The following is an 18,461-nucleotide window of genomic DNA, read 5'->3' as shown; positions in this document are numbered from 1 at the left end:
AAACGAACCGACGGTTCAGAATGCGATCAGTTCGACTGAACCAATCGAGTGACGATCTCGCGGGCGGAGATCTTTTCAGCTTGAGCAGCAAAGGTCAGAACCAAGCGGTGCGCGAGTACTGAAGGCGCGACCGCAACGATGTCTTCGCGACGAACCATGTAACTGCCGTACAAGGCCGCGCGACTTTTCGCACCCAAGATCAAGCTTTGTACCGCGCGCGGCCCTGCTCCCCACGCGACCAAGGGCAGCATCCAGTCCGGCGCCGTGTCACCAGTCGGACGGGTTTGCCGGACCAGTTTCGCCGCGAACTCATACAAGTGATCGGGAACGGGAACGCGTCGTACCAAATCCTGGTGGTCCAAGATTTGAGCGACGTTCAGCAACGATTCCAGCATTGGCTGCGCCGCACCGGTCGTCAGCTTGGCGATTTGGATCTCCTCTGCCTCGCTCGGATAACCAAGTTCGATCAGCGACATGAACCGATCCAACTGAGCCTCGGGCAGCGGATAAGTGCCTTCTTGTTCGACCGGGTTTTGCGTCGCGAGCACCATGAAGGGCGACGGCAAAGCAAACTCTTTGCCAAGCACCGTCACGTTGCTTTCTTGCATTGCTTCCAACAGGGCCGCTTGTGTCTTTGGTGGGGCGCGGTTGATTTCGTCCGCTAAGACGACGTTGGCGAACACGGGGCCACGGACGAATTGAAATTCGCGGCGCCTTCGGCGTTGTCCTGCAAAATGTCCGTGCCGGTGATGTCCATCGGCATCAAGTCCGGTGTGAACTGGATCCGGCTGAACGAAAGCGACAGGGTCTCCGCAAACTTGCTGACCAAAAGCGTCTTGGCCAATCCCGGTACGCCGACCAACAACGCGTGACGTCTGGCAAAGAAACAGATCGCGAGCTGTTCGATCGCATCGAGCTGTCCGACGATGACTTTGCCGATTTCAGACTTCAGTGCACCGTATGCGTCACGCAGCGCGTCGATGGCTGCGACATCATCATCACTTAAGGTTTCGGACGGGGCGTCGAGTTGGCGGGACATAAAGGCGGTGGGTGGGTGAACTGCTCGCGGCTGGGAATCCGCGGCCGGATGCCTGCGGTGGCAGTCGAATTCGAGGGCCATTGGAAGGTCACACAGTTTAACTAAAAAAAGTGACCTGGCGAGCATAGAGAGAGGCTCCCCAAGCTAGGGGAAGCCTGCCGTTCGATATCGAATCCGGTTGTCGCGGTTTGCGCCGCTAGGGGCCTAGCGTTCGAAGCGAAATTCTTCGCCTGCGGACAGCAATCGACGCGTGACAGATTGACCGTTTTCCGTCCGCGACGTGATCGTGATCAACGCCTCCGTCGGTGTTTCGGTTCGGTTCTGGTCGGCGCGATAGTAGTCCGCACGCACGACATAGTTGCCTTGGGGGGCCGTACGCGAGGTGTAGATCTCCGGACCGAAACCTTCGGTGGTGTCAAAGTACAAGTGCCCACCGGTTCGAGTCTGCTTGTGTTGGAAGTAACACTTTTCCCCATTCGGTTCGGTCACGTGCAAGTCGACATCCGAGCGGTCCGTGTTCCAGTCCATCGTCACGGTCAGGTTCAGCTTGCCTTCGTTGTCCAGCCCCAGCTGCCGTGCACGGGCTCGGGCGTACCCGCCAAGTTTCGACGTCTCGTCGATTTGGTCCAGCACTGCCGTTAGTTCGAACTTCGCGACCTCTTTCGCGCCATTCCAGCGATTGTTCCAGTTGCCGGACAAGACCAGTTCGTAGCACACGATCGCTTCGTCAAAACGACCTTGGTCGGCAAACGCTTTCGCGAGCAACGTCAAGCATTGCGGTTGGTAGGGTCTGGCTTTTGCTAGGCGAAACAAAAGCGGCGCGGCTTGGTCAGGGCGTTTCCAGGCGATCGCACGGAACGCGACACTGCGCAACGCTTCGCTGTCAGACGGTTTGATCTCGATCAGCGTGCTGGCCGACTTGATCGCGTCATCAGCCCCCAGCGAAACCAGAACGTCATCGGCGAAACGCAACAACTGTGGAAAGCTCGGTGATTCCAGTCCGAGTTCATCGAGATGATTGACTTCGTATTGGCTTTTGCGAAGTCCGCGACACTCGAGCGGTTGGGCCGCCATGTTGAAGGCGTCGTCAGGCAAGGTTCGGATCGCCAGTCGAAGCGCAGCCGGTGTATCGACCAGTGACGCGGATTGAAGCGTCTCGATCCAGTCGCTGAAGTGGTCGCGTGGAGAATCGAGCTCTGGTTGTCCTTGAAAGGTGTGCTTGAGATCGGCGATGGAGCTGCTGGCGATCAGTAGCACGTCTTGTTCGGGCGAGAGTTGGACGCCGAAACGTTCATAGTCCTGTTCGCTTTCCAGCATCACCATCGAGCAGGTTTGCCCGGGGACGCGGAAGTATCGGGCGAATGCGGTGGTGACTTCATGGACGTCGCCGCCAAGCGTTTCCAGCTGATCGACGGAGACACCGCCATACATGCGTGCCGCGGCTGGCGAATCGACCGTGATTGACGATTCCACGTTTTGACGGTGTGTTTCGCTGCCACGGGTGAACGATAGTTCGATCGTTTGTTGTGGGATACCGCGACCGACGATCGTCAGTCGTTGACCTGGACAGATCGCTTCGGATCCGCCAAGCACCATCACTTCGTCAGTGCCAATACTTGTCGCACTTTCGATTCGCCAAGGGCTATGGCGGTGGGCGGTGGCGACCTGGTCGACGTCGTCTTGACCGTTGACTTCGAACACTGCACCGCCGCTGGCGTTGCGATCGCACGCAACATTGCGCGGTCATGTGCCGCACCTTGGACGACATAGCAGTAAACGGGTGAAGCAGCCGATTTCAGCGGTTGAGTGATCGTGCTTGCGTCGGTGGCTGACCAGGTAGCCGCCCCGTCGCTAAGCAGGAACATTGACGGCGAAATTTTCTCGTCAGACTTTTGTTTGATCCACGCGGCCGTCGTTGCCTGGCGAAACGCACCAGCCAAGTCGGTTGCGCCTTCCAAGATCAATTCGTCGGTAAAGGCATGCAGCTGTTGGCGAGAGTCTTCGTTGTTGGCTGAGTACTCGGGCTTCCACCATTGTTGTCCAACGTTAAACGTCAGCACCGCGAACTCTTGAATCGAGTCCTCGTTTTGACGCAAGATTGTTTGTAGCACGTGGACCCGCTTGGCGAACGAATCGGGACGATCGCTAAACGAAGTGTCGAGCAAAAACACCGCATGGTTGGACGATTGGGTGACCAGATCGCTCGGCAAGTCTGCTGTCGCTTGCATCGCAAAATACGAGGTGCCGGCGGCTTCGTCACGGTGTTGCAATAGTGCCGCGTTGACACCTGACAAACGCACGACGTAATCACGCGACTCGGCGCTTTCGTAGCGGTAATACGCACGCCCACCGGAAACGAATGGTGACACGGGAGGATCAAGCTCGGCCGACGTACCCGACGCGGCAACCAAATCGAATTCAACGCGACCGCCCGATTCGTCTTCTGGCAGGTCGAGTTTGAATTCTTTGATCCCGTCGACATCTGCCAAGCTGATGTCGTACCCGACAACAATGCGGTGAAGCTTGGACGGCATCAACGGAAAGACTTTCGTTTGAAAGGTTCCTGGGCCAGACCATTCGACCAATGCCGGATCCACTCGCCTGCGAACGGTTTCTTCGTACGCGAGCGCTGCCTTCTGTTTGGGAACAAGACGAGCGGGTTTGACAGAACCGAATAGGGTGTTCGGTTCGGCTTGGTAATTGGGATCGTTCGCCCGTCTTGCGAGGTCCGACCCAGTGGACTGAGTCTGTTGACGAAGGTGCGAAACCAATTGTTGGGCCGGATCAGCATCCTGCACCTCCGTTTCGCCGCCTTTGCCGTTTGAAGTGATCGCCGTTGGTCGCGCAGGTGCGGTCAGGTTCGTTGCCCCAAAGGCGAAGTAATGCAGCGAGGCGTCGTCAGGAAGCCGCAGCATGAATTGGCCTTCAAGCTGCCGTCCTCGATCGTTGTAGTAGTACAAGTCAAACATCACGCGAGCACGGAATCCGTCGATCCGGACATAGGTGTCTCTTGCGGCTAGCAACAAGTCATCGTGATGGCCGACACTCAAACGGGCACGGTTGGTCGACGCGGTTGCCGGTTTCCAAGTCTTGCGTGTTGGCGTTTCAGACTCGGTCAAACCGACCTTTGATTTGGAAGTCGAACCTGGTTGTCCAGGTTGCGACGGCAACAAGTCGTCGCTCTCTTGTTTGGCGAGCTCGGGACTAATCCCCAAAGCAGGACGGCGTCGCATCAGTTGCTCCGAGCCGAACTGGTCGGAAACGTCTGCTGACGGCTCTGACATCTCAGGCAACTCGGGAGTTGCCTGTTCCGGAACGTTCGCCGCAAGCGGTGCGCTGCTACGACCCATTTGAGTTTGTTGTAGAGACAGGTCATTGTCGTTTTCGATTGCCAGGTCAGCATCTGGCAGTCCTGCTATCCCATCAAACATCATCCTAGGAGCTGTATCAGATGTTTCGCCGAATGGATCGGAATCGGAAGAGGGATCCGTTTCTCTATCAAATGGCCCCATCGACGAGTCAAACGGATCGCTTGGGGAATCTCCAGCGTCGCCGAACGGATCGCTAGCGATTTTTGACTGTGGTGCAGATTCAGCGAACGACATTGCTCGTGACGCCGGAGCAGCCCGTGACGCCGGAGCAGCCCGTGTCGCCGGAGCAGCAGCATCGGCTTGTGCTGTGGCTGGGGCATCGGCGGTTGATGATTCGAGTCGACTTGCGCTGGGTGGCGTTCCGCCTCCCATGCCGCCTCCCATCATCATTGGCATTGCGTCAGATTCCGCTTCATCACCAACGGCGTCGCCGGGCGGTGCCATCAAGGGTTGTGGAGCGAACGCGGGGCCGGCAATTTCGGCAGGGGCCGTTTCTACGGTTTCGTTTACCGCGTCATCGTTCAGTCCATCTGTGATGGCTTGACTGTTGCGTTGGAGAAGCATGCGGGCTTGCGGCCGGGCTAGCGGCTGAGATTCGCTTTCCTTTTTGGCGGCAGACTCCTCCTCAACCGGCAGCAACATTTCCATCATCGGCTCCTCCAGCGACGTGGTTTCCTCCCATGCTGTCGCTGGGAGATCCGCTTCCGACGCTTCTGCCAAACGCGGCGAGTTCGATGTCACCGAATCTGTCGCTTGGGCCGATGACTTGACCTCACTCATCTGTGCGACCGAAGCATGCGTCGGCCCATAGAACGCGAACCACGAGATCCCGGCGGCATAGAGTGCGAGCGCAGCGACGGCCAGACGCATCCATCGTTTCCGCGACGGAGAGGCTTCGTTTTGCAGTGCCCTACTGTTTCGCAGGTGTGCGTCTGGAGTTGGTGTGGCGATGGAGGCTTGATCGATCGCAGCCAATTGCGAATCGGTCAACACATCGTCGTCTGGTCCCATCGAAATCGCCGAGGAGACCGCGTCGATGGTTTGTCGCAGGCCTTCGACGTAGGCGCGCAGTTCGGCATCGTTTGCCAACGCGTTTTGGATTTCGTTGTGCCCCGCCTCGTCCAGTTCACCCAGCAGGTAGGCGGTCAATCTTGGATCGTTTTTGTCGATCATGATTTGTTACTCGTTTTGAAGCCCTTCACCGTCACCAACCCGTTCCCACATCACGCATCAAGTTGCTGCATTTGTGACCGCAACTTCCCCAGTGCGGTGTGCAGTAGATAGCCGACGTTGGTGACTGTCAGGCCGGTCGCTTCGCTGATTTCGCGATAAGCCAATCCGCTGTGAAAACGCAGCCGGATGACCTTTTGTTGATTTTCCGGCAGCCCGTCGATCAGACGCATGACTGCTTGGTTGTCCTGGGCGGTTTCGACGGCATCGGATGCCTGATCGGGAACCTCGATTTCGCCCATCTGTTCGCTGTTGTGTGACATCCGCCGCTCCTTTCGTAATCGATTCAAAGCGTTGTTGTGACACACTCGAAACAGCCAAGCGACTTCGTGGCCGACGAGATCGCCCGGTGCCTGTTTGCACAGCGACAGAAACGTTTCCTGGACGATGTCACGAGCGGCGTGCTCGTCCTTGACGATCGAGCGCGCGTAACGGATCAGGGGCGATTGGTGTTGTCGCACCAATTCCCGAACCCAGCCCTGTCGATCGCTTGTTTGACTTTCCGCCATCGTTGCCTGTCTTCAACGTGTGTGTCTGGGGAGGTAACGCGGTACGGCGTGGGTTTCTTAGGAAAGGTTTGCAAAAAAGTTTGTCGCCCCAAATCAAGACGCCTAACGTGGCGTCGCGACCTGTTGAACATTGGTCGCGGTCCCGATGAGGGCATTTCCCGACTGGTCCACATAACGACCATTCTCGGCGGGCTGATCGAAATCAAACAACACCACGACCCCCGCTTGGTTTGTCAGCGTTTCGGGCGGCGAAAAGGATTCGTCGGGGCCGTACAGCACACGGTCCGAGATTCGTACCGCGTCGATTAGCCCGGTGAAGAAACGCTGGTCATGGGGCTGCCAAAGTCGCTGGGGATCGACACCGCCGATGAATAGCCCCGGTGTGGTGGGCTGCAATTCGAAGTCCATCGATTGTTGGGCGACCGGCTGTCCGTCGACAAAGATCCGGAGCGTCTGACCGTCCCAGGTGCCCGCGATGTGCTGCCATTGCCCCAGAACCGGGGCTCCTTCGCCGGGGACGACCGCAAAGCGAGGTTCGCCTTGTTCAAATCGGGCGATTCCCCAATTCCCATTGTGAAACAGCGTGGTCCAGTTACCGCCCAGCCAGCACAGCGGGTTGCACAGTGTTGCGTCGTCGATCCGGACGATCATTTCGAACGTCAGTTCCTCCGGAGGCCCGGATTGCATGGGGATTTCGATGTAGCCGCTACCGTCGAACTGCACCGCTTGATTCGGTTGGTCCGGATGTTTGAACCATGAAAACAGACCGGCCGAAAGTGCAAAGACAAGTATCCCCAACAGCAATCCGCTGGCCGCACGCAAGCGTCCGAAGAATTCTGGCGGATCGGTGTGCGTGACCACGGGGGCAGATGCCCTGTCCGGTGACGCAAGCTCCGTTTCCAACGGATCTTCAAGCTGTAGTGCCGTCAGTCGTTCGATGATGTCGTTCATCGAGCCGGGGCGATCGGCGGGCGACTTGGCCATCATCTCCTGAACGAGTTCGCCAAGTCGGCTGGGGACTCCACCGGGCACGATCAACGCCGGGATCGGCGCGGTCGCATGCAGCAGCAACGTGTCAACGATCGACTCGCCACGGTACGGCGGTTTGCCGGTCAGCAAATAAAACAGCACACAACCGAGTGAATAGATGTCGCTGCGTTGGTCTGCGTCACGCGTGTTTCGGGCTTGTTCGGGAGCCATGAACGCAGCGGTCCCGACGACGGCGCCGGTGTGGGTTAGCTGCGCGGTCGCGTTGGTGTCGTCGTTGGTATCCGCCGTCTCGGTGAGACGGGCCAAACCGAGGTCCAGGATTTTGACGTGCCCTTCGTGGTTGAGCAGCAGATTCCCAGGTTTGATATCGCGATGGATGATCCGTTGACCGTGCGCATATTTCAGTCCTTCTGCCGCATCGATGATGGACCGGATCGCGACCTGCCATGGCATCGGGCCATGTCGCTTGACGTAATGGTGCAAGTCCATGCCGTCGACCAATTCGGTGACCAAATAGGGACGCCCTTCGACTTCGCCGGCATCGTATGCGGTCACAATGTTGGGATGCGAAAGCTTTGCCACGGCAGTGACTTCGCGGTGGAAACGCTGTTTCAATTCACGTCGATTGATCAAGTCACCACGCATGATTTTGATCGCGACGTCGCGTTTCATGGACCGATGAACCGCTTGATAAACGACGCCCATTCCTCCGCCGCCAAGTTTGCCAAGCAGTTCGTACTGCCCGATCGAAGTGGCGAGTTCAAAAGCGTTGACGTCTTGTTCGTCGGTCTCGCCCGCGTCCGGTGCTTTGGTCGCGACGTCGTCGGCCAAGCGTGTGGCGCCAGAAAGGCTTTCTTGCAGCAGATGAATGAAGATGCCATCGGAGACATCTGGAAAGCGGTCGACTAATTCCGAGACCAGGATCGTCTGACCCGATTCGATGCGGTATTGAATTTCCAGGCCGATCAGTTGTTCCACCGCCGCCTGGTAAATCTCTTGTGGGACGGTTTCGACGAACGGTTCGATCGGAGGAAACGATTCGGGGGATGTTCCGTCGCGTTGCCAGTCCCGTAGAGCCGCTTCGTACTCATCGCAGCGTTGGTTGATCAGCAGAAGCTGTTCGGTTGTCAGATCGCCCATTATTCGTCTCGTGAATCCACGCCATCGCCCAACTGTTCGGTGAGCAATCGGCGGATCAAAGTCATCTTTCGTTCGATCGTTCGCCGGGCACAATCCAATTGCGCCGCGATCTCACCGGTTGATTCGCCGGAACATTTGGCAATGGCGATCAGACGCAGCATCGGATCACCGCTTTTGTCCAGTCGCTCTAACAGCAGATTGAATTGCTCGGACAGTTCCACGGCCATTTCCGGCGTTGGCCCGTGCCCGAGAAATTGGTCGGCTGACAAGTCCGCATGAACGCGGCCGCCGTGCGGAGTGCTTTCGTCAGCTGTTCCGGTTCCGCCGCGTTTCTTGCGATTCTCGTGACGCATCGCGTCGACCGATTTGTTGGCCGCAATCGAAACGAGCAGCGGCCACAGGCTTTCTCGGTCAATCAGTTTTTCGAAGCGGCCTTGTTCGGCCGCCAGGCAGAAGCTTTTGAACGCGCTGAGTGCGATGTCTTCGCCGTCACGCGCTGCCGTACGAGCCCCGGCGAGCTGTTTGGATGCGACGCGTGTCAGCTTGTCGAAATAAGCTGACCACAAAGCTTGTGCCGCTAGCGAATCGCCGTCACGAACACCATCGATCCATGCGGTGATATTGTCAGCGGCTGTCATCGGTCCTCATGGCTTAGTCTTCGTTGCCCACAAATTTCCAATCGAGTTGAACGCTCGCGTCGCCATCGGCGAGTGTCGTCACGGTGATTGGGTGAACGCCCTTGGCCAGCCGGATCTTGGTCTGGTAAGCCTGGCCCGTTTCGAACTTGAAGTCCGCGTCGATTAGAGCCGCATCGTGAATCCTTGCAAAGGTCTTTGTGTCGCTCTGCAAGGTGACGTCGTACCAACCGGTTTGTTCAGCGGTGAAGGTGCCTTTGAATTGGACCGCACCGTTAGCGGCATCGACTTTCATGTTCGATGCCGATCCGGATTTGTTGCTTGATAAATCGGAAACGTCCGGCACATAGCTGAATTCACCCGCGAAGACGTGGTACGACCAATCTTGTTGTGCGGGCGTTTTGCTGGCGGGGATCGGTTCGTTGTCATAAGGCCGCGGGGCAGAATCATTCTGCCGACGGATCTGTAGGACACGGTCGTGCATCCGTTGTTGCAGCTGTTCAAACGCTGGCGATGATCCGGCGAGGTTGTGGAGCTCTTTCGGATCGTTTTTGACATCGTAGATCGCGAACGCGTCCGCATGGTTTTGAATGTCTGTCCGCACGCCTTTGTATCCGTCCAGATACAGCACCTGCATTTGGCCGCGGCGTTGATTTCGTTTTTGCTTTTCGAAATCGTTGTAACTTGGCGTGCGCCCGTTTTGGAAGTACTCGATATAGACTTGGCTCGGGGCCTGTTCGCCTTTGCCAGTCAATGTCGGAAGCAGCGAGACGCCGTCGGTGCGAGCTGGCGGCGCGGCACCGGCTGCGTTTGCGAAGGTCGGCATCCAGTCATGGAACTGTGAAGGATGGTCGTTCTTTGAACCTGCGGGGATTGTGCCTGGCCACCAAGCGAGTGTGCCGACACGAATGCCGCCTTCCCAGACATCACGTTTCGTGCCGTCAAAGGGACCGTAGGACTGAAACGACTGCGGTGTGTAGTTGACTCGTTTGCCGTCGACCGTCTGTAAATACGATTCATGGTGCGGCCCGTTATCGCAGCTGATCACGACCATCGTTTCTTTATCGATCGAAAGGTCCTTCAGGGTTTGCAGCAAGTCACCGACGGCGTTGTCGATGCGGCGGACCATTGTGGCAAAGCGTTCTTCGGCATCGGACCAACCCTGGCCGGTGTAGTCAGGGTGTCGGTATCCATCGACGGTTCCCGTGGCGGTGTTGATCATCTGCCCCGGTTTGTCCAACCACTGCAGGCCGCCTTTGACGCCGTAGCCATCAGGGAATGCGACCGAAGGCAACTGCAGGGCTGCGTGGGGCGTATCGAATGCGAGATACAAAAAGAACGGCTGCTCATCACTGCCCTGCCCTGCACCGTCTTGGACATGGTTGACGATCCAGTCCTTCGCCCGCGCCGCAAACAAGTCCGTGGTGTAGCACTTGGCGAGATCTTCGCTGACTTCGTTGTCGTTGAACCAAACTTGCTTGGGGCTGCGATGGCCTTCGCTGTCGCCGAGGGCCCAGTTTTCGGCCGGATAATGGACGTGTCCGTCACGGTGACGCACGTAGCCATAGAATCGGTCGAAGCCGCGTTTGGTCGGATAGGCATCCCACTCGGCCGGTGTTGCGGTGTCGTCGCCTTTGCGTTCGGCGCCGCCTTGCAAACCGTATTTGCCCACCAGCCAAGTTTGGTATCCCGCCGACTTCATCACCGATGCCAAGGTGTGATTGTCAGCGAGTGCCTTGTCGAATTGGTTGTCGCGAACTTCGGTGTGCCCTTGATGGACTCCGCTGAGAAGCGACGATCGGCTCGGTGCACAGACAGGCGCTGGGCAGTAGTGGGCACGCAATTGCATGCCTTCACTGGCCATTTGATCCAACAGCGGAGTGCGATGGCTCTTGTGGTCAGTCAGCCCGTTTTGGTGCAGCACTCCAAAATCACCCCAGCCCATGTCGTCGAGCAGGATGAAAATCACGTTGGGTTTTGTTGCCGCGTGAGCCGATGGTGTTGCCGCGGAAAGCGTAAGGAGAAGGCCCAGGAGGGGCAGCAGGTATCGAAGAGGCATGTTGTCGGCCGAGAGAGAGGAACGCGAGGTGGGAGGCGTTCATTCTAGCCGATTGAGAAACCGCCAAGGGCAGATTGCTCAATCCCGATTGGCAGCTGGTTGATTCGCTTGGATCGGCAGCCTTGGCAATTCACTGGGGCAAAGATAGCTTCAGCCTGAATGCCGGTTAGGCCCACAGTTGATGGTCGCCGATCGCTTCGAAGGCAGCTTCGTAATGGTCGATGCGGTCGGGTTGCCCTTCGGGGTTGGGCCACCAGATGGCGACCACATCGAAGCGGCAGCGAGTCCCAAGTAGTCGCCGGCGTTTGAGAAAACGTAGCGCAGCCTGGGTGATGCGGCGCTGCTTGTTCTCGTCGACACGTTCGGCCGGGTGACCGGGCTTGGTTGTCTGCAGCGTTTTGACTTCGACGAAGATGATCGAACGAGATTTACGATCCGCCGCAATCAGGTCGATCTCACCGGCGCGATCTGATTCGTTTGCGGCGACAATGACCAAGCCTTTTTTTCGCAGCAACCGCGCGGCGGCTTGCTCACCGCGCAGCCCGATCGGGCCCGTAGAATCGACCGTTCCAAACCGCCACTGATCGAGACGCTCAGCCCACTGGTTGAGCGGCGGCCAGCGTCGAATCGATGACAAAAGCGACATAGTGGCGGGACATGATCGATGAACGTAAGTCCCCGGCGTTTAGTGGCAATGGCAAGAGACGGCCACTAAACGGGATTGAATCGCCGAAGGCGGCTTCGGCGAGTGCAAGCTGAGTCGAACGAGTCCGCGATTAGCTGCGGCGGCGTTCTTTCAGACGGACGGCTTTACCGACACGTTGACGGAGGAAGTACAGCTTGGCGCGACGAACGACGCTGCTGCGTTTGACTTCGACCTTTTCGATGCGTGGGCTGTGGATGGGGAACTTACGCTCCACACCTTCGCCAGCGACGATGCGTCGGACGGTGAACATTTCCTTCGATCCGCTACCGCTGCGTGCGATCACAACACCGGTGAAAACTTGGATCCGCTCTTTGTTGCCTTCCAGAATCCGCAAGTGGACGTCGACGGTATCGCCGATGTCAAACTGAGGCGGATTTTCCTTCATCGAGGATTGTTCGATTTTTTCCAGGATCGCTTGGCTCATCGCTGAAAGCCCTTCACTAATTGGTCGTTTGATGAACTAAATGTTGACTCAGTCGCTCAGCAGGTCCGAGCGTCGTTGTTCCGTTCGGATCAGGCTCTGCTGGCTTCTCCACTCGGCGATGGCTTCGTGGTTTCCGCTTAACAGAACATCGGGGACGGTGTGTCCGCGATAATCCCGTGGTCGGGTGTATTGTGGGAATTCGAGCAGCCGATTTCCGCGGCTGAACGAATCATCGATATTACTGTTTTCATCGCCGAGGACGCCCGGTAAAAGCCGGACGACTCCGTCAATGATCGTCATCGCGGCGACTTCGCCTCCGTTGAGAACAAAGTCACCGATGCTGACCTCTTCGGGTTCAAGGATATCGATCACCCGTTGATCGAAACCCTCGTAACGTCCGCAGAGCAGCATCAGTCGATCGGTGGTGGCAAAGTCTTCTGCCATCCGTTGATCGAACCGTTTGCCCTGTGGGGTCAGCAGGATTTTTCGTGCCGGTGTGTCGGCCATGCGATCGACGTCTTCGACGCAGGGGACCGTCACGTCGACTTGCAGCAGCATTCCGGGGCCGCCCCCGAATGGCCGATCGTCGACTTTGCGGTGTGGTGTGTCGGCGGCCCAGTCACGGAGGTTATGCCGGTGGATTTGGACGATGTCTTTCGCGATCGCCTTTTCCAGCAAACTCTGTGTGAGGTAACCGTCAAAGATCGCTGGGAACAGTGTGACGATGTCAAACCGCATCGAATCAACCTCTCGCAACGATCAACGACAAACCAGACCGGCTGGCTCGATTACTCTGCAGCCGCTTCGGTTTCGGCAGCCGCTTCGCCTTCGGCAGAAGCTTCTTCCGCTGGTGCTTCTTGAGCAGCAGGTTTTGGCGGAGCCGGGGGAGCTGGGGTGTACTCTTTTCGCTTGCCCAGACGCTCGAGAGCTTCTTTTTGAGCGTCCAAGTGGGTTCCGTTGCTACCGTACTTTTTGATCAGGACGGCGACCTTTTCACTTGGCTGAGCACCAACGCTCAACCAGTGATCGACGCGTTCGCCCTTCAGTTGGACGCGAGCGTCGGTTTCGGGGCACATCGGATCGTAGTAACCCAACTCTTCGATCACCCGTCCGTCACGTGGCGAACGTTGATCCATCGCGCAAACGCGGAAGAACGGTCGGTGGGTGCGACCCATCTTTTTCAGACGGATTCGAACTGCCATTTCAAACTCACTAAGTAGGAAAAAAGGTGTTTTGGATTATCGGTACTGAACACGCATTATTTCTTGCGTTTCATCTTACGTTTCAGCTTATCGCGATCCTTCTTCAGCTTTGCTTTTTCGGCATTGGACAATCGCTTGCCCGTGCTCTTTTTGACACGCATTCCGTCCAGCGTGCCATTGCCGCTGGTCATGGCGCCTTGCAACTGCTGCATCATGCGTGCACGGTCCATCGTTGAACCGCCCGCCATGTTTTGCATCAGGGGCTTCATGATTTCGAATTGCTTGACCAGCTGGCTGATCAGGGGCGTTTGAACGCCGGCACCTTTCGCGATCCGCGTCCGCCGTGCGGCGTCGATGATCTTGGGGTTGCGCCGTTCTTCGGCTGTCATACTGTTGATCGCGCCAATGGTTTGGCGGATCCCACCGGCAGCTTCATCGCTTTCCAGTGCTTCCTTGAACTGCCCCATTCCGGGCATCAGGCTCATCATTCGGCCCATCAGTCCAGGCCGAGCGACTTTTTCCATCATGTTTTTGAAATCGTCGAGCGTGAATTCGCCCGAAGCCATTTTGGCTTCCAGCTCTTCACGTTCTTTTTCATCGACGATTCGATGGGCTTCAGCGGCAGCGGCGACGATGTCGCCCATCTGCAAGATTCGGCCGGCCATCCCTTCGGGACGGAACGGCTCGAGAGCATCGAGGTGCTCGCCGGTTCCGATGAATTTGATCGGGACACCGGTGGTGTGTTTGACCGATAGCAACGCACCACCACGGGCATCGCCATCGAGTTTGGTCATGATGACGCCGTCGATCTCGAGCGCCTTGTTGAACGCGTCGGCACTATTGACGGCGTCCTGACCGGTCATGCCGTCGACGACCAGATATACCTGATCGGGGCAGACTTTGTTGTCGATCTTCTGCAGCTCGGCCATCAACTCTTCGTCGATCGCCAATCGGCCGGCGGTGTCCAGGATGACCACGCGTGAGCCGTCGGCTTTGGCTTTCGCCACGCCGTTTTTACAGACTTCGACGGGGTTTTTATTGTCTGGCTCGGTGTAAACCGGAACGCCAACCTGTTGGCCGACAACCTTCAGCTGTTCGATCGCGGCGGGACGCTGCAAGTCGGCAGCGACCAGCATCGGGGTGACGTTTTGCTCGACCAACAGCTGCGAAAGCTTACCGCAAGTCGTGGTTTTACCACTCCCCTGCAGGCCGCAAAGCATGATGATCGTGGGGCCTTCTTTTTTCAGATGGATCGACGGATCCACTGGGCCCAGGATCGAAACCAGTTCGCTGTGCACGATGCGAACGAGTTCTTCTTCCGGCCGCAAGCTGAGTAGGACTTTCTTGCCCAGTGCTCGCTCCGAAACGTGACCCATGAATTCTTGGACCACCGGATAGCTGACATCGGCTTCCAGCAACGATCGCTGAACGATGTCCAACCCTTCGCGCATATTGCCTTCGGTCAGCTTGCCTTTGCCACGCAAGCTCTTAAACGCCGACTGCAAACCTTCGGAAAGGGAATCAAACACGCTAAATCAGGGGTTAAACAAAAATCTTTGGTTCAATACCGGGAGTCACATACGCCAAAAACCACGGCCTTTGACGCTGGCCAGGGTGGCCGCGACAGCATTACCAGCAGGTTTGGTAACCTGGGTAGTTCCGCGGCCCGTGCGAGCACACCTATAGCGGTCGCGGGAAAGCCCGGCAGTGTAAGAGGCACACCGGGATGTTGTAAATGGAGAAAGCAGCTCTTTGAGTGCGAAAATTGGGCCAAAGTCCCGCTGACACTGCCCCTAATCGGCCTCTGCTCCCATCAGGGTGACGGTTGGGGGACCTCCTGATCCAGCCCGGCGGTTTTTAAAACCCACCGTAATGGCTCGAGGTCGCTCACCAAACCGAGGTGCGTGAGGGGGAATTCGATCTGAGTTTGCGGGTTGGGCAACATCGTTGCACTCGCGATGCTGACCGCTCCATCGCCAGCTCCATCATCTAGTTCGTCCGCTTGCAGCAGCTTTTCGATCCGTTCGGCGTAATTTGGATCGATTCGCAGCCGTTGCAGTTCCTGCGGTAACGATTTGGAAAGTTGCTGGCGTCGCTGGTCCGTCAGGAAGCTTTTGGTCCCGGCCGCAATATGAAACGGGATGCCCTCCGGACGAGGTTGCCGAAGTAGCTCTAGCAGAAAATCACTGCCCGGCCGCAATGCCCGCGCCGCTTCGCCCTGGCCGTCCGCAACCGTATTGAGCGCACCACGCGTCACGGTCGCCAACCGGAACAGCACGTCGAACAGCTCCAATTCGTCGTGGAACGATGCGAGAGTCGATCCGCCAAACGGTGTCCCCAGCGTGAACACGTTGGCGATCGCACCGGCCGGCAGGTCGTCGTGGTTGATCGCGGCCAGTGAAACCAAGCCGCCGAGAGAGTGTGCGACCAGGTGCAGTCGCGTGTTCGGGCTGTCGCTGGTGAAGTCGTCCAGTTGCTGTGCGAGCAGCTTTCCAATTTCGTCGGGCGGCCCGTCGTTGGGGTACTCAAATCGCATCCAAGCGATGCCGCGTCGATCGAGTTCCTTTTGTGCGGACGCGAAAGTCGTCGCGCCGCCTTCGAGCCCATGCACGAACACGATCACGTCGTCTTTGCCAATCGCATCGTCGCGGCCGACCAGACGTGGTGGCGCGAGTTGGCGCATCAGTTCCCACTTTGGCGTTTTGACAAGTTCGATTTTCAGCATCTCGTCACTCAACGAAAACTTGATCTTGCCAACCAGTTCCAACGCGACCAGCCCCAAGCGGTCTTGTCCGTCCAGTTCACGCAGGTGGGGCGTTGGCTCTGACCGACCGCCGAACGCTTGAACAATCGCATTGGTGTCGTATCGCCCGTCAACGATCGGGATTTCGATCTTCACGTTGGGGGCGGCGGGTTGTTCGTCACCCCACAGCAAGCGTCCCTCCGGCATCCCGGTCATCAGGCCTATTAACAATATCGCGGTGGTCGCGAGTCGTGGTAGCGGGCGCGAGCGGCCAAGTCGTGTGGACTGCATTTTTAAGGTGGTGATCGCCATCACAAAGCATCCAAATGAAACGCCCAGTAAAACGGTTGCCGATCGCCACGGAACCGTCAGCGCAATGTCTTCGTTATCGGCGAGCGTATTTTGCGGCGGTTCGGGGCTGACCGCAAACGAACGCAGCCACATGTCACCGTATCGCGAAAGCGTGGCGTACGAAATCAAAGACGTCGCCCACAGCGGTCGCGGCTCCGCTTCGTCTTCCCAGGCGAATGCGTCGTCGTCTTCGGTATCGGCAGTTTCCTCGTCCGTTGCGATGCTCAATCGGGCGTAATCCGCCAGCGGTTCATACCCATCGGGATTGGAAACCGCAAAGGGCACGCTGAACAAGATCTGAATCATCATCACCACCGGCAGCATCGCCGCGGCGAGCAGCGGTGTGCGTCCGGCAAGCACCGAGATTAGCAGCCCCAGCATGGTCGCCGCGATCGACACTGTCACCAAGCACAGCGCGACGCCGCCAAGTTGACTGAATCGCTCGTCGATGAAATATGACAAGTCCAAATAGCGGTAGCGGATCGCGTCTAGCAGCACAAAGAACACCAGCGTTTGAACGATCGATGCGATGCCCAACGTCAGTGCTTTGGACAGCAGCATCGCGCCGATGCTGATTCCGTGTGACCGTTCATAGTCAATCAGTTCACGGTCTCGTGTGATCGCCAAATGGCTGGCGCTGGCCGACATCCAGATCACCGAAATCACTGCCATGAAACCCAATCGTGCGATCGGTAAAATCGATCCGTACAGTCCATCGGCAACGTCACGGTCAGGGTCGGTCGGCACACTGATCGCAACCGCAATCGCGAACAGTATCGGGACGAGCAGCAGTCCAATGGCGAGCTGTGGAAGTGCGTACTTGCCAATCGCGAATCGTGTCAGCCGAGGCGACGTCAACTTTTGCCGATCGCGGCGCAGCAGGATTCGGAAGCGACGAAGCCCTTTGGTGGATTCCCAGTGGTCGTCTGGCGGTAGCTTGAGAGACGGTGCGTCGCTTTGATTCTCGGTCGAAACGATTTGCCCGCCGCTCGGGTTGGTGCCCATCTGGACGATCCGGTCGAACTGTTCCAAGACATGGCGATGGTGCGTGACGGCAACGATGGTTGCACCGCAAACCGAAAGCGATCGCAGCAGCGAAATGATTTCGTCAGCCGTTTGATGGTCCAGTCCACTGTCGGGTTCATCCAGAACGATCACGCCTGCACCGCTTAGCAACGCTCCCGCGATTCGGAAACGTCGCAGCTGGCCGCCACTGAGCTGGTGGGGAAAGCGTTCTTTCGCTTCGATTGGAAGCCCGACCGCATCCAATGCTTCGTCGATTTCATAAGGCAGCACCTCGCGTCCGTAGATCTGCCCGATCGTTTCGAGAGCATCGCCGAGACGCAGGTCACCATGGACGAGGTCCTTTTGCGGGACGAAGTAGACTCGTCCGGTCACGTCGATTTCGGATTTCAGCCCACTGCCGTCACGAATCGTTTCTAGCAGTGTGGATTTCCCGCAACCGCTAGGTCCTACGACCGCGGTCATCTCGCCGTGGCAAAGCGTCACTTCGGATCGGCACAAACGCCCGGGGACTTCGGCGTCGATGCCCAGGTCAAATCCGGCGATCGGGCGGACGGGATGCAGACGGTCGGTGCTGTGGTCCAGTCGCCATGCCAGTGGACCGAGTTGCAGTACAATCCCCGGTCGCAGTTGGCCTGCGGTGCAAGGCCGGCCGTCGACAAACACGGTCGCTTCGGATGTAAGTTGAAACGCCCAGACACACCCCGACGGATCACGCAGAATCGCCGCATGCAGCGGTTGCAGTTCGCGATGCCGGATCGCATGTGTCTCCACGCCATCAAGCGGAGTTGGTTCACGCCCGACCAACGTCACATCGTTGATCGCGATGACTTCGCTCGCGTTTTGATACTCGATCGATGGCCGGTTTCGACCAGCCACTTCGGTACCGAGTGAGTCATTGCCAAGCGTGCGAAGCAGTTGCTCGGCTTGCTGCCACGGAAAATCGCAGCGATCGCAGACGCCCTGCCCTGCCCCGTTTGAGTTCGCGGCGGGCGGGATGATCGAGTGGCCGCAGCTTGGACAAGTCTTCAAAACAGGA

12 protein-coding genes and 1 pseudogene are annotated in these 18,461 nt (G+C 57.7%); all 13 read right to left on the bottom strand.

The genetic code is table 11. The annotated features are described in order from the left end of the window. Positions 1–26: 26 nt before the first annotated feature. Positions 27–1,039, bottom strand: a pseudogene (locus CGZ80_RS10785) (AAA family ATPase). 204 nt (positions 1,040–1,243) lie between these two features. Continuing rightward, the gene (locus CGZ80_RS10780) at positions 1,244–2,740 is read right to left on the bottom strand and encodes a hypothetical protein (protein ID WP_143543858.1); all 1,497 of its coding nucleotides are present in this window, start codon (positions 2,738–2,740) and stop codon (positions 1,244–1,246) included. After that, complete coding sequence (locus CGZ80_RS10775; protein ID WP_094414191.1) at positions 2,635–5,583, bottom strand: VWA domain-containing protein; 2,949 nt, start codon at positions 5,581–5,583, stop codon at positions 2,635–2,637. The genes CGZ80_RS10780 and CGZ80_RS10775 overlap by 106 nt, the downstream gene beginning before the upstream one ends. Before the next feature lie 50 nt (positions 5,584–5,633). Further along, positions 5,634–6,149, bottom strand: coding sequence for an RNA polymerase sigma factor (locus tag CGZ80_RS10770; protein WP_094414189.1), 516 nt, complete (start codon positions 6,147–6,149; stop codon positions 5,634–5,636). A gap of 102 nt (positions 6,150–6,251) precedes the next feature. Beyond that, positions 6,252–8,279: a protein kinase domain-containing protein gene (locus CGZ80_RS10765; RefSeq protein WP_094414187.1), complete on the bottom strand. Its 2,028-nt coding sequence runs from the start codon at positions 8,277–8,279 to the stop codon at positions 6,252–6,254. Next, the gene (locus CGZ80_RS10760) at positions 8,279–8,917 is read right to left on the bottom strand and encodes an ECF-type sigma factor (RefSeq protein ID WP_094414185.1); all 639 of its coding nucleotides are present in this window, start codon (positions 8,915–8,917) and stop codon (positions 8,279–8,281) included. The genes CGZ80_RS10765 and CGZ80_RS10760 overlap by 1 nt, the downstream gene beginning before the upstream one ends. Before the next feature lie 13 nt (positions 8,918–8,930). Next, positions 8,931–10,973, bottom strand: a complete 2,043-nt coding sequence (locus CGZ80_RS10755) for a sulfatase-like hydrolase/transferase (RefSeq protein WP_094414183.1) — start codon at positions 10,971–10,973, stop codon at positions 8,931–8,933. Positions 10,974–11,139: 166 nt separating this feature from the next. Next, on the bottom strand, positions 11,140–11,619 hold the full coding sequence (locus tag CGZ80_RS10750) for a YraN family protein (protein ID WP_094414181.1): 480 nt from the start codon (positions 11,617–11,619) through the stop codon (positions 11,140–11,142). 130 nt (positions 11,620–11,749) lie between these two features. Continuing rightward, positions 11,750–12,103 (bottom strand): 50S ribosomal protein L19, encoded by a 354-nt coding sequence (gene rplS, locus CGZ80_RS10745; RefSeq protein WP_094414179.1) that lies wholly within the window; start codon positions 12,101–12,103, stop codon positions 11,750–11,752. 48 nt (positions 12,104–12,151) lie between these two features. Next, the gene (trmD, locus tag CGZ80_RS10740; protein ID WP_094414177.1) at positions 12,152–12,841 is read right to left on the bottom strand and encodes a tRNA (guanosine(37)-N1)-methyltransferase TrmD; all 690 of its coding nucleotides are present in this window, start codon (positions 12,839–12,841) and stop codon (positions 12,152–12,154) included. 50 nt (positions 12,842–12,891) lie between these two features. Then, the gene (rpsP, locus tag CGZ80_RS28970) at positions 12,892–13,305 is read right to left on the bottom strand and encodes a 30S ribosomal protein S16 (RefSeq protein ID WP_094414174.1); all 414 of its coding nucleotides are present in this window, start codon (positions 13,303–13,305) and stop codon (positions 12,892–12,894) included. 56 nt (positions 13,306–13,361) lie between these two features. Next, positions 13,362–14,834 carry a signal recognition particle protein gene (ffh, locus tag CGZ80_RS10730; RefSeq protein ID WP_094414172.1) on the bottom strand — a complete coding sequence of 491 codons (1,473 nt, stop codon included), beginning with the start codon at positions 14,832–14,834 and terminating at the stop codon, positions 13,362–13,364. A 284-nt stretch (positions 14,835–15,118) separates the two neighbouring features. Further along, positions 15,119–18,454, bottom strand: a complete 3,336-nt coding sequence (locus CGZ80_RS10725) for an alpha/beta fold hydrolase (RefSeq protein ID WP_094414170.1) — start codon at positions 18,452–18,454, stop codon at positions 15,119–15,121. Between the last annotated feature and the right edge of the window lie 7 nt (positions 18,455–18,461).

The sequence above is a fragment of the Rhodopirellula sp. MGV genome (genome assembly GCF_002251265.1).
Lineage (GTDB): Bacteria > Planctomycetota > Planctomycetia > Pirellulales > Pirellulaceae > Stieleria > Stieleria baltica_A.
This window is presented reverse-complemented; position numbering and strand designations above follow the sequence as displayed.

What these genes read in the sequence shown, in the direction of transcription:
- CGZ80_RS10775 (WP_094414191.1), bottom strand. Translation starts at nt 5,583, where the DNA reads ATGATCGACAAAAACGATCCAAGATTGACCGCCTACCTGCTGGGTGAA.
- CGZ80_RS10770 (WP_094414189.1), bottom strand. Translation starts at nt 6,149, where the DNA reads ATGGCGGAAAGTCAAACAAGCGATCGACAGGGCTGGGTTCGGGAATTG.
- CGZ80_RS10765 (WP_094414187.1), bottom strand. Translation starts at nt 8,279, where the DNA reads ATGGGCGATCTGACAACCGAACAGCTTCTGCTGATCAACCAACGCTGC.
- CGZ80_RS10760 (WP_094414185.1), bottom strand. Translation starts at nt 8,917, where the DNA reads ATGACAGCCGCTGACAATATCACCGCATGGATCGATGGTGTTCGTGAC.
- CGZ80_RS10755 (WP_094414183.1), bottom strand. Translation starts at nt 10,973, where the DNA reads ATGCCTCTTCGATACCTGCTGCCCCTCCTGGGCCTTCTCCTTACGCTT.
- CGZ80_RS10750 (WP_094414181.1), bottom strand. Translation starts at nt 11,619, where the DNA reads ATGTCGCTTTTGTCATCGATTCGACGCTGGCCGCCGCTCAACCAGTGG.
- rplS (WP_094414179.1), bottom strand. Translation starts at nt 12,103, where the DNA reads ATGAGCCAAGCGATCCTGGAAAAAATCGAACAATCCTCGATGAAGGAA.
- trmD (WP_094414177.1), bottom strand. Translation starts at nt 12,841, where the DNA reads ATGCGGTTTGACATCGTCACACTGTTCCCAGCGATCTTTGACGGTTAC.
- rpsP (WP_094414174.1), bottom strand. Translation starts at nt 13,305, where the DNA reads ATGGCAGTTCGAATCCGTCTGAAAAAGATGGGTCGCACCCACCGACCG.